Source organism: Vibrio sp. WZ-1, assembly GCF_052037695.1.
Lineage (GTDB): Bacteria > Pseudomonadota > Gammaproteobacteria > Enterobacterales > Vibrionaceae > Vibrio.
This window is the reverse complement of record NZ_JBQEQR010000047.1, coordinates 56933-66966: the sequence shown is the minus strand read 5'-3', so window position 1 is coordinate 66966 and position 10034 is coordinate 56933. Positions and strand designations below refer to the sequence as shown.

7 protein-coding genes and 3 tRNA genes are annotated in these 10034 nt (G+C 46.3%); 5 read left to right on the top strand and 5 right to left on the bottom strand.

All coding sequences use genetic code 11. The features are described 5' to 3' along the window. Window positions 1–6: 6 nt before the first annotated feature. The 4 genes from ACTS60_RS02875 to orn form a co-directional block, all read right to left on the bottom strand. Window positions 7–82: transfer RNA gene (locus ACTS60_RS02875), tRNA-Gly, on the bottom strand. Window positions 83–135: 53 nt separating this feature from the next. Beyond that, window positions 136–212: transfer RNA gene (locus ACTS60_RS02870), tRNA-Met, on the bottom strand. 54 nt (window positions 213–266) lie between these two features. After that, window positions 267–342, bottom strand: a tRNA-Gly gene (locus ACTS60_RS02865). A 156-nt stretch (window positions 343–498) separates the two neighbouring features. Next, a complete protein-coding gene (orn, locus tag ACTS60_RS02860; RefSeq protein WP_440887053.1) occupies window positions 499–1044 on the bottom strand; it encodes an oligoribonuclease in 546 nt (181 codons plus the stop codon). Window positions 1045–1171: 127 nt separating this feature from the next. On the opposite strand from orn, the gene rsgA reads away from it, so the two are divergent. The 5 genes from rsgA (at window position 1172) to ACTS60_RS02835 (ending at window position 7974) form a co-directional block, all read left to right on the top strand. Continuing rightward, on the top strand, window positions 1172–2236 hold the full coding sequence (rsgA, locus tag ACTS60_RS02855; protein ID WP_440887052.1) for a small ribosomal subunit biogenesis GTPase RsgA: 1065 nt from the start codon (window positions 1172–1174) through the stop codon (window positions 2234–2236). 116 nt (window positions 2237–2352) lie between these two features. After that, on the top strand, window positions 2353–3210 hold the full coding sequence (asd, locus tag ACTS60_RS02850) for an archaetidylserine decarboxylase (RefSeq protein ID WP_440887051.1): 858 nt from the start codon (window positions 2353–2355) through the stop codon (window positions 3208–3210). A 175-nt stretch (window positions 3211–3385) separates the two neighbouring features. Next, entirely contained in the window at window positions 3386–4801 is a 1416-nt protein-coding gene (locus ACTS60_RS02845) for an SLC13 family permease (RefSeq protein WP_010444034.1), read from the top strand. Between the two features lie 283 nt (window positions 4802–5084). Further along, window positions 5085–6965, top strand: coding sequence for a methyl-accepting chemotaxis protein (locus ACTS60_RS02840; protein WP_440887050.1), 1881 nt, complete (start codon window positions 5085–5087; stop codon window positions 6963–6965). A gap of 121 nt (window positions 6966–7086) precedes the next feature. Beyond that, window positions 7087–7974: a DMT family transporter gene (locus ACTS60_RS02835; RefSeq protein WP_440887049.1), complete on the top strand. Its 888-nt coding sequence runs from the start codon at window positions 7087–7089 to the stop codon at window positions 7972–7974. 74 nt (window positions 7975–8048) lie between these two features. Here the strand turns inward: ACTS60_RS02835 and gpmM are convergent, their stop codons facing one another. After that, entirely contained in the window at window positions 8049–9581 is a 1533-nt protein-coding gene (gene gpmM / locus ACTS60_RS02830) for a 2,3-bisphosphoglycerate-independent phosphoglycerate mutase (protein WP_440887048.1), read from the bottom strand. Between the last annotated feature and the right edge of the window lie 453 nt (window positions 9582–10034).

The following is a 10034-nucleotide window of genomic DNA, read 5'->3' as shown; positions in this document are numbered from 1 at the left end:
TCAAATTGGAGCGACACACGAGGTTCGAACTCGTGACCTCAACCTTGGCAAGGTTGCGCTCTACCAACTGAGCTAGTGTCGCATCTCTCAACGGCCTGAATATTATCAAAAATAATCTTCAAACTGTTTTAGATTTGGTTGCGGGAGCCGGATTTGAACCGACGACCTTCGGGTTATGAGCCCGACGAGCTACCAAGCTGCTCCATCCCGCGTCCGTAGTCATTGTTAAGCACAATGAGGGCTATCCCCACTTTTCTAAAATAAAGTGGAGCGACACACGAGGTTCGAACTCGTGACCTCAACCTTGGCAAGGTTGCGCTCTACCAACTGAGCTAGTGTCGCATCAACAACGTTTCCGTCGTTCAGGGCTGCGAATTATAAGAGCATTTTTTTGTGATGCAAGTCCTTCGTTCAAAAAAACTTTATTTTTTTACTAACAGATGAAAAAGCAAGCAAAACGCTCATTAATTACAACAATTTGGATCGCAGCCTTAACAGTTAGATCTTAAAGATCGTTTCGCGGTAGTACTTTAGCTCTGCAATCGACTCACGGATATCATCCAATGCCAGATGCGTGCCCTGCTTCGAAAAACCGTCTAACACTTCTGGTTTCCAGCGGCGAGTCAGTTCTTTTAGTGTACTCACATCCAAATAGCGGTAATGGAAGTATTCTTCTAGCTCTGGCATGTGCTTGTACAAGAAACGACGATCCTGACCAATGCTGTTACCACAAATTGGAGAAACACCCTTTGGCACCCATTCCTCAAGAAACTTGATGGTCTGCGCAACGGCAGCTTGTTCAGAGACATCACTGTTACGAACGCGTTCAACCAAGCCACTTGCAGTGTGCGTATTGGTACACCAATCATCCATCTTCGCCAGTTCTTCTTCAGGCTGATGTACTGCTAGAACTGGGCCTTCAGCTAAAATATTTAACTCGCTATCCGTGACGATAGAGGCAATTTCGATGATTTTGTGCGTTTCAGGATCGAGACCTGTCATCTCTAAATCCACCCAAATCAGGTTTTGATCGCTAAAGGACATGGTTACGCCGCCTATTTGTTTATCGATAAAAGAGGTACTATACCTGAAAATACTTGAAACACGATACTCACGAGTTTGAGCCGAAAGCGCTCAATCAGTTGAGTTAACTCACATTAAGTACAAGATTGTGGCAAAAAAGAAAAAGTTAACCAAAGGTCAGGTGCGCCGCGTACGCAGCAACCAACAAAAACGCCTAAAGAAGCAAGAAGAGTCCATCCAATGGGATGAAACCATGCTAGGCGCAAGTAAACAGGGTCTCGTAATCACTCGTTTCGGTCAGCACGCTGACATCGAAGATCTAGAAACCGGTGAAGTGCAGCGCTGTAACCTTCGTCGTGGTATAGAATCGCTGGTATCCGGCGATCGTGTGCTATGGCGTGAAGGCCTTGAATCCATGGCCGGAATCTCTGGCGTGGTTGAAGCTGTAGAGCCTCGTACCTCTATGCTAACTCGTCCTGACTACTACGATGGCTTAAAACCTGTCGCGGCTAACATCGACCAAATGGTGATCGTTTCATCGGTTTTGCCAGAGCTTTCGCTCAACATCATTGACCGCTACTTGGTTGCGTCAGAAACACTGAACATCGCACCGCTATTAGTACTCAACAAAATCGACCTACTTTCTGATGAAGATCGTGCAATGTACGAAGAGTGGTTAGAAGAGTACCAACGTATTGGCTACAAGGTGCTGTTTGTGAGTAAGCAGTCAGGTGAAGGCATTGCCGAGCTTGAAGAGCAACTGCGTGACCGTATCAACATTTTCGTTGGTCAATCAGGCGTAGGTAAATCAAGCCTAGTAAACGCACTGATGCCTGAACTTGAGCAGGAAGTGGAAGAAGGCGAGATCTCTGAGAACTCAGGTTTGGGGCAGCATACAACCACAGCAGCTCGCTTGTATCACATCCCTACTGGTGGCGACCTAATTGACTCTCCAGGAGTACGTGAATTTGGTCTATGGCACTTGGAAGCAGAAGAAGTGACTAAAGCGTTCGTTGAATTCCGCCCTTACCTTGGCGGTTGTAAGTTCCGCGACTGTAAGCACAATGACGATCCTGGTTGCATTTTGCGTGAGGCCGTTGAAAAAGGTGATGTGAGTGAAGTACGCTTTGAAAACTACCATCGCATCCTAGAAAGCATGGGAGAAAACAAGGCCAATCGTCAGTATTCACGCAGCAAGAAAGCAGATCTGTAGCTGAGTTGAGACTGTAACTGTGTAAGAAATCATCACCTAATACTGACAAGCAGATTAAATTTCAGTAACATCACGCGCCCTAAAGCGAGAATCTAACAGAAGTATCGGAATTAAAGATGGACAAGATTAAAGTTGGACTGCAGTACTGGATCCCACAACACGGGCTGACCCGTCTAGTAGGTAAACTGGCTTCAGCTAAGGCTGGCGGTCTAACAACAGCAATCATTCGCTGGTTTATCAAACAGTACAATGTGAACATGGATGAGGCGAAGCACTCCGATCCTAAGCACTTCAAAACTTTCAATGAATTCTTTGTGCGAGAGCTAAAAGAAGGCGCACGCCCAATTGCTGAAGGCGAAGCAGTAATCACTCACCCTGCGGACGCATGTGTAAGCCAATTTGGCCCGATTGAAGATGGTCAGCTTATCCAAGCTAAAGGTCACAACTTCTCTGCACAAGAGCTACTAGGCGGCGATGCAAAACTGGCTGAAGACTTCCAAGACGGTTCTTTCGCGACTTTATACCTATCGCCTCGTGACTACCACCGAGTACACATGCCATGTGACGGTACGCTACGTCAGATGATTTACGTACCTGGTGACCTATTCTCAGTGAACCCGCTAACGGCAGAGAACGTACCAAACCTATTCGCACGTAACGAGCGCGTGGTATGTATCTTTGATACTGAGTTTGGACCAATGGCACAGGTGCTGGTTGGCGCAACCATCGTTGGTAGTATCGAGCAAGTGTGGGCTGGTACCATCACACCACCACGTGGCAGTTCAGTCTACAAATGGGATTACCCAGCAGAAGGCGACAAAGCGGTTATCTTGAAGAAAGGTGAAGAGATGGGCCGCTTCAAGCTTGGCTCAACCGTTATTAACCTGTTTGCTAAAGATGCTATCGCATTCGATGAAAGCATGGAAAATGGCAAGCCAACGGTTATGGGCACACCTTACGCTCACCAGCAGTAAGCTTGCTACTCAAATAGAATTTAGAAGCCTCCGTTCGCGGGGGCTTTTTATTGACCAAAAGCAAAATTCTGTTCAAAACTTAATCTCTATTTTTCAAACTCATACCTGCCTCTAAGACCCTTAAAGAACGATCCATTACCCTACTGATAGGGATGATTGTTGAAAGGGGCGACTAATGCCAAAGATGAATATGAATACGCTAGTAAAGCTACTGGTGTGTTTTTTAGTACCACTCGGCATTTTGATGATGCCTATAGATGCGATACCTATTGATGACCTCACTTTAATTCAGCATCGTCTACTGGCTATTTTCCTTCTTGCAGCACTGCTTTGGGTGTTGGAACCAGTCCCCGTATTTGCCACTTCGATTCTTATCATCGCTCTTGAGTTGATCATGATATCGGACAAAGGCTTACATCTATTTCGTAACCCACCTCCGGGGCACGATTTAGGTGAACTGATCGCTTATACGGACATCTTCTCTGCCTTTTCTTCTCCCATCATCATCCTTTTCATGGGCGGATTCGCACTCGCCATAGCGGCTTCCAAATACGAACTTGATAACAACCTTGCTCGTGTTTTGCTTAAACCATTTGGCACTCAACCAAAATTCATCATGTTAGGGTTAATGCTGATCACTGCTGTGTTTTCGATGTTTATGTCGAACACTGCGACTACCGTTATGATGCTGGCGCTATTGGGCCCTATCGTGGCTTCTGCACCAAAAGGCGATTTAGGTATAAAAGCCCTAGTGTTATGCATTCCTATCGCCGCCAATACCGGCGGCATCGCAACACCGATTGGTACACCACCCAATGCAATAGCCTTGCAATATTTAACCGGAGAAAACGCCATTGATTTTCTTTCTTGGATGACAATGGGGTTACCTTTTGTATTGGTGCAACTCACCATCGCTTGGCTGCTGCTGCAAAAGCTGTTTCCTTCCAGTGAACCTGAAATGAAGTTACGTCTGGACGGCACATTTAAAAAGAGTTGGCGCGCTATTGTCGTGTATATTACGTTTGCGATGACCATCCTGTTATGGATGACAACCAAAGTGCACGGCATGAATACATATGTGGTCGCCATTATCCCACTCGCGGTGTTCACCTTAACGGGCATCATGGGCAAAGAAGAACTTAAGCTTATTAACTGGGATGTCTTGTGGTTGGTTGCCGGTGGTATCGCCATTGGTATTGCTTTAGACAAAACAGGTTTGGCAGAAGCGCTTGCCCATGCCATTGACTATGAAGCACTTTCACCATTTGCGGTAGTCGTATCTCTTTCTATCGTGTGCTGGTTAATGGCGAACTTTATGTCCAATACAGCCACAGCAAACTTGCTCATGCCAATTGCGGCTGCAATTGGGGTATCGATGCCAAGCTTAGCTTCTATTGGAGGGTTACAAGGACTGCTCGTTGTCGTCGCCTTCTCCGCATCTCTGGGGATGATTCTTCCTGTATCAACACCACCTAACTCATTGGCTTATTCGACAGGTTTAATCGAAAGCAAAGACATGGCGAAAGTTGGACTCATCATTGGCTTGATCGGTTTGCTTCTTGTGTATGGCGCCGTACTTGTTCTTACTTGATATCAATGGGGCAACGCTAGAAGTGTAGCGTTGCCCGTCAGTATGCGGATGGCTAAATTTGGATACAACCTCACAGCAATCATTAATGAAGTAACCGTCAATATTAAATACATTTACAATCAATCCGTTGAATAAATATTCCCCTATTTATATTAAGTTTATCCAGATCGCGTCGATAAAGTAATCGTAGCCTTTCAGTACTCATCGGTACCTGAATCGTCTTAAGCAACCTATTGTCACCACCGGTGATGTCGATCTTTTTGTCTATTGAGAAGGTAAGACAATGAGAAGTTCCATAAAACTTAAAATTCAGATTGCTATCGCAGTCATTATTGCCATTGTAAGTGGCGTTCAAGCTTGGGTCTCAGTGAATCAGTTGCGTGATGAAACCACCTCTACACTGAGCAGAGAAATGGAAAACATTTCTGCGTCAACCAATCGATACATCAGTGACTGGCTGGCGATTCGTAGTGAAATGATGCTAGCGAATGAAGATGTCATTCTCGATTCAGCAGACGCAGATCGAGAGATGCTATTAACCAAACGTGCTGGGCAATTTCTTTCTGTTTACGCTGGTTTTTCTGACGGCTCTATTGCTTACGGCGATAAAACTGAATCCTGGCCAGCCGATTATGACCCACGTACTCGCCCTTGGTATAAAGATGCGATGGCAAAGTCCGGCTTGATCATTACAGAGCCTTACCAAGATTTTGACGGCAGCATCGTTGTCAGCTTTGCCAAAGCCTTCAACCAAGGCAAGCAAGGTGTGTTAGCTGCCGATCTCGCGGTGACAGATATCATCGATGAAGTCCTAAATATTCAATTAGATAACGATGGGTTTGCCTTTCTAGTCGATGGGCAAAATAACATTGTTGCTTACCAAGACGCCAAGCTAAGCCAGAAACCTTTAACGACGCTCAATCCAGAGTTGAGTGCTGCTAGCATGAATAAGCTGAGCCAAGATGCTCAGTTAGCGACCATCTCTTGGCCAAACCAAGGCGAAAAGCTCATTTACGTCGCCAAAGTGCCTAACACGGATTGGTCACTAGGTATTGTTGAAGATAAGCAAATGGCGTATGCCTCTGTTTCTGAGCAAGTGACGTTTACGGCTATCGCTTCTATCGTTCTTTACTTGATCATAGCAGCCATCAGTACCTTTGTTATTACTCGCTTACTCAAGCCTCTACAAACTCTATCTACGGCTTTAGAAGAGCTCTCTCAGGGCGAGGGGGACCTAACTCAGCGCATCAAGATTGAACGTATGGATGAGATTGGTGAACTGGCGACACACGTAAACCAGTTCCTTGCGCAAATGCAGACTATGCTCAAAGGCATTGTGGAAAATAGTGAGCAGCTTTCAGCTCAAGCCAATCAAGCAAATGAACTGTCAGCAATGGCTGCAGGCCGAGTTGAGCATCAGCAAAATGATGTCAACCAGATTGCCACTGCCATTCATGAGATGTCAGCAACTGCAGCAGAGGTGGCAAGCCACGCTGAACTTACAGCAAGTGCTTCTCAGAACTCGGCATCTGCATGCCAAGATGGGCAGAACGTGATCCAGAAAAACCGTGAAGCCATTGTAGAACTAGCAGAACAAGTAAGTGATGCCGCCAGCGTGATTTCAGAACTCGAAGCAAACACACAGAGCATCAACCAAATTCTGTCTACTATTCAAGGCATTGCGGAACAAACGAACTTACTGGCACTTAACGCTGCCATTGAAGCGGCTCGTGCAGGTGAGCAGGGACGTGGCTTTGCCGTAGTTGCTGATGAAGTACGCGTACTTAGCCAGCGCACCCATGGTTCAACGGAAGAAATCCGCACCATGATCGAGACATTGCAAGGCAATACCAAGCTGGCAGTAAATAGTATGCAAACCAGCACCAGTTTGGCTGACACCAGTGTGGACTACGCACAACAAGCACACGACAGCTTAACTAGCATTACCAACTCGATCACTGAGATCAACGATATGGCAATGCAGATTGCAAGCGCCGCTGAAGAGCAGCGCGCGGTGAGTGAAGACATCAGTCGCAACACGCAAGGCATTAAAGACGATGCAGATATGATTGCCGAGCAATCACTTAAGAGCAGTGAAGGCGCCCGTCAGATGTACGACACCGCCAACACCATGCGTGAGAACATCAGTCGTTTTAAGGTATAAACCACCATCAAAAGCAGCTCAACGAGCTGCTTTTTTATTGCCACAAAGATACGCTTTTAGATCTTTATAGATTGGTGCATATTAAAGCTTCTCCCCTGCTCTACAAGGATGTCTCGCAATCATGGGTTATGAATGGCTAGCGCTTTGCGCTGCTTTATTATGGGCTGTTTCTAGCTTAATTTCTGTTGTTCCCGCTCAGCACCTCGGTGCGTTTGCTTATAGCCGTTGGCGTATGGGCTGTACTGCGGTGATTTTATCTACCATGGCTTGGATCACTGGAGGCTGGCTCAGCGTCTCAACAGAACACGTAACACCGATGATGGCGTCGGGTCTGATTGGTATCTTTATTGGTGATACGGCACTGTTCGCCTGTTTGAATCGAATGGGGCCACGACAAGCTGGATTATTATTCTCTTGTCACGCCGTATTCTCCGCTATCCTAGGCTACTTCCTATTTAGCGAAAGCATGACGGGGATAGAGCTTATTGGTGCAGCCTTAGTGTTCAGCGGCGTAGTAATGGCAATTTTCTATGGCCGACGTGGGCAAACCAGCAACGCGCTAGAAGAGATCAAAGGCAACGTTTGGATTGGTGTTGGACTGGGTTTAACGGCTGCAATGTGTCAGGCACTTGGTGGCATTATTGCCAAACCAGTGATGCAAACCAGTGTCGACCCTGTCGCCGCCTCTGCCATTCGTATGATCAGTGCCTTCATCGCGCACTGTGCACTCTGGTTAATTGGCGCAAAAGTGGCTCGCGCAACACAAACCATCACCTGGAAAGTATTTGGCATTACGGCGTTAAATGGCTTTTTGGCGATGGCGATTGGTATGACACTGATTCTTTACGCTCTATGTGACGGGAATGTGGGTATGGTGGCTCTGCTTTCCTCAACAACGCCGATCATGTTGTTGCCACTACTGTGGGTTTACACCAAGAAACGCCCCAATCGCTTTGCTTGGCTAGGGGCTGCCTTAGCAGTTATAGGTACTGGAATCCTTGTACAGTAGTCGAGCACAGAATTACAGACACAAAAAAGCCCGAGTCAAAACTCGGGCTTTTATCATTCTGAATTCTAAGTTAATTACTTAACTAGGATTTCACCAGACATTTCTGCAGGAATTTCTAGACCTGCTAGAGAAAGCATTGTTGGTGCAAGGTCAGACAGTTTACCGCCTTCTTTGAACTCAACCGCTTTATCACCTACGTAGATTAGAGGAACTGGTAGGTTAGTGTGAGCAGTGTGAACGCCACCCGTTGTTGGGTCGATCATCATTTCTGCGTTACCGTGGTCCGCAGTAATTAGCATTTGACCGCCAACTTCTTTGATTGCTTCAACCACTTTACCAACGCTTTCATCTAGAGCTTCGATAGCTTGCTCAGCCGCTTCGTAAACGCCAGTGTGACCAACCATATCTGCGTTCGGGTAGTTACAGATGATAGTGTCGTACTTACCTGACTTGATAGCCGCAACCATCTTCTCTGTTAGTTCTGGAGAGCTCATTTCTGGCTGCATGTCGTAAGTTGCTACTTTTGGAGAAGCAACAAGTTGACGCTCTTCGCCGTCGAATTCGTTCTCAATGCCACCATTGAAGAAGAATGTAACGTGCGCGTATTTCTCTGTTTCAGAGATACGTAGCTGAGTTTGACCTTGCTTAGATAACCACTCACCGTAAGTGTTTTCTAGAGACGCTGGTGGGAACGCGATAGCTAGCGGGATGTCAGCCGCGTATTGAGTCAGCATTACGAAGTTGATTGCTGGGAATACAGCACGCTCGAAGCCATCAAATGCAGGAACGAATGCACGTGTGATTTGACGCGCACGGTCAGCACGGTAGTTCATGAAGATAACTGCATCGCCATCTTGCATGATTGCGTCTTCTTGACCTTCAGTTTTGATCGCTGTTGCTTTCACAAACTCGTCGTTTTCTTCACGAGCATAAGCCGCTTCTAGACCTGCAACTGCCGTTTCTGCTGTGAACTCAGCTTTAGCTTGAGTTAGAAGATCGTAAGCAACTTGAACGCGATCCCAGTTGTTGTCACGGTCCATTGCGTAGTAACGACCTACTAGAGAAGCAACACGACCTTTACCTAGTTTTGCAAATAGGTCTTGGAAACGTTGTAGTGAGTTTTCAGCACTACGTGGTGGTGTGTCACGACCATCTAGGAAGCAGTGTAGGTAGATTTTCTCAGCGCCACGAGCTGCAGCCATTTCAACTGCTGCGTAGATGTGGTCTTCGTGAGAGTGAACACCACCTGGAGACATAAGACCCATGATGTGTACTGCTTTTTCAGCTTTTACAGCAGAGTCGATTGCTTCTACTAGTGCCGCTGTCTCAGCAAACTCACCGTCAGCGATAGACTTAGTGATACGAGTTAGATCTTGGTATACAACGCGACCTGCACCGATGTTGGTGTGACCAACTTCTGAGTTACCCATTTGGCCATCAGGCAGACCAACGTCCATGCCTGAAGCAGAGATTAGAGTGTTAGGGTTGTTCGCAATCAGTGCATCCATTACTGGTGTTTTAGCATTTGCAATTGCGTTACTTGCTGTGTCTTCACGGTAACCGTAACCGTCAAGGATAACTAGAGCCAATGGCTTCTTAGCAGACATAGTGATGACCTCATCAAATTTAAGTAACTTTCGGCGTAGAGCTTCGCTGCTCCATCTAACCTTGAAACAAAACTAGCGTAATTTTACTACACTTTTTAACCAAAACTGTAGGTTAAGATCAAATAATGTTTGCGATTTATTGTTGCTATCTTACAAGTTAGCAAGCGACCCGACCTCGTCAGCAAACGTGTCCCACAAGCATAGTCACTTTCAAGACGCTTTGTATAACCACCGAAATACTTTGGTGAAAAACTTTTTGTTGTGACCTATTGTGCGCCTTTTCGACCCGAAGTGAAGTCAATTACGCCGATTGAATTGATAGGAGGAAGTGATAATAAGATTGCATGAATGTCACGCTCGAACGGGCTTAGTGGGAGCGCTTAGATCTCAATTATTCGTTAGAAAATTTTAACCCTCTCGCCTAAGACGACTATCCCCGCTATACTCCTGCTT

Excerpts from the sequence above, each read along its gene's own strand:
- orn (WP_440887053.1), bottom strand. The coding sequence starts at position 1,044 with ATGTCCTTTAGCGATCAAAACCTGATTTGGGTGGATTTAGAGATGACA.
- ACTS60_RS02835 (WP_440887049.1), top strand. The coding sequence starts at position 7,087 with ATGGGTTATGAATGGCTAGCGCTTTGCGCTGCTTTATTATGGGCTGTT.
- gpmM (WP_440887048.1), bottom strand. The coding sequence starts at position 9,581 with ATGTCTGCTAAGAAGCCATTGGCTCTAGTTATCCTTGACGGTTACGGT.
- ACTS60_RS02840 (WP_440887050.1), top strand. The coding sequence starts at position 5,085 with ATGAGAAGTTCCATAAAACTTAAAATTCAGATTGCTATCGCAGTCATT.
- asd (WP_440887051.1), top strand. The coding sequence starts at position 2,353 with ATGGACAAGATTAAAGTTGGACTGCAGTACTGGATCCCACAACACGGG.
- ACTS60_RS02845 (WP_010444034.1), top strand. The coding sequence starts at position 3,386 with ATGCCAAAGATGAATATGAATACGCTAGTAAAGCTACTGGTGTGTTTT.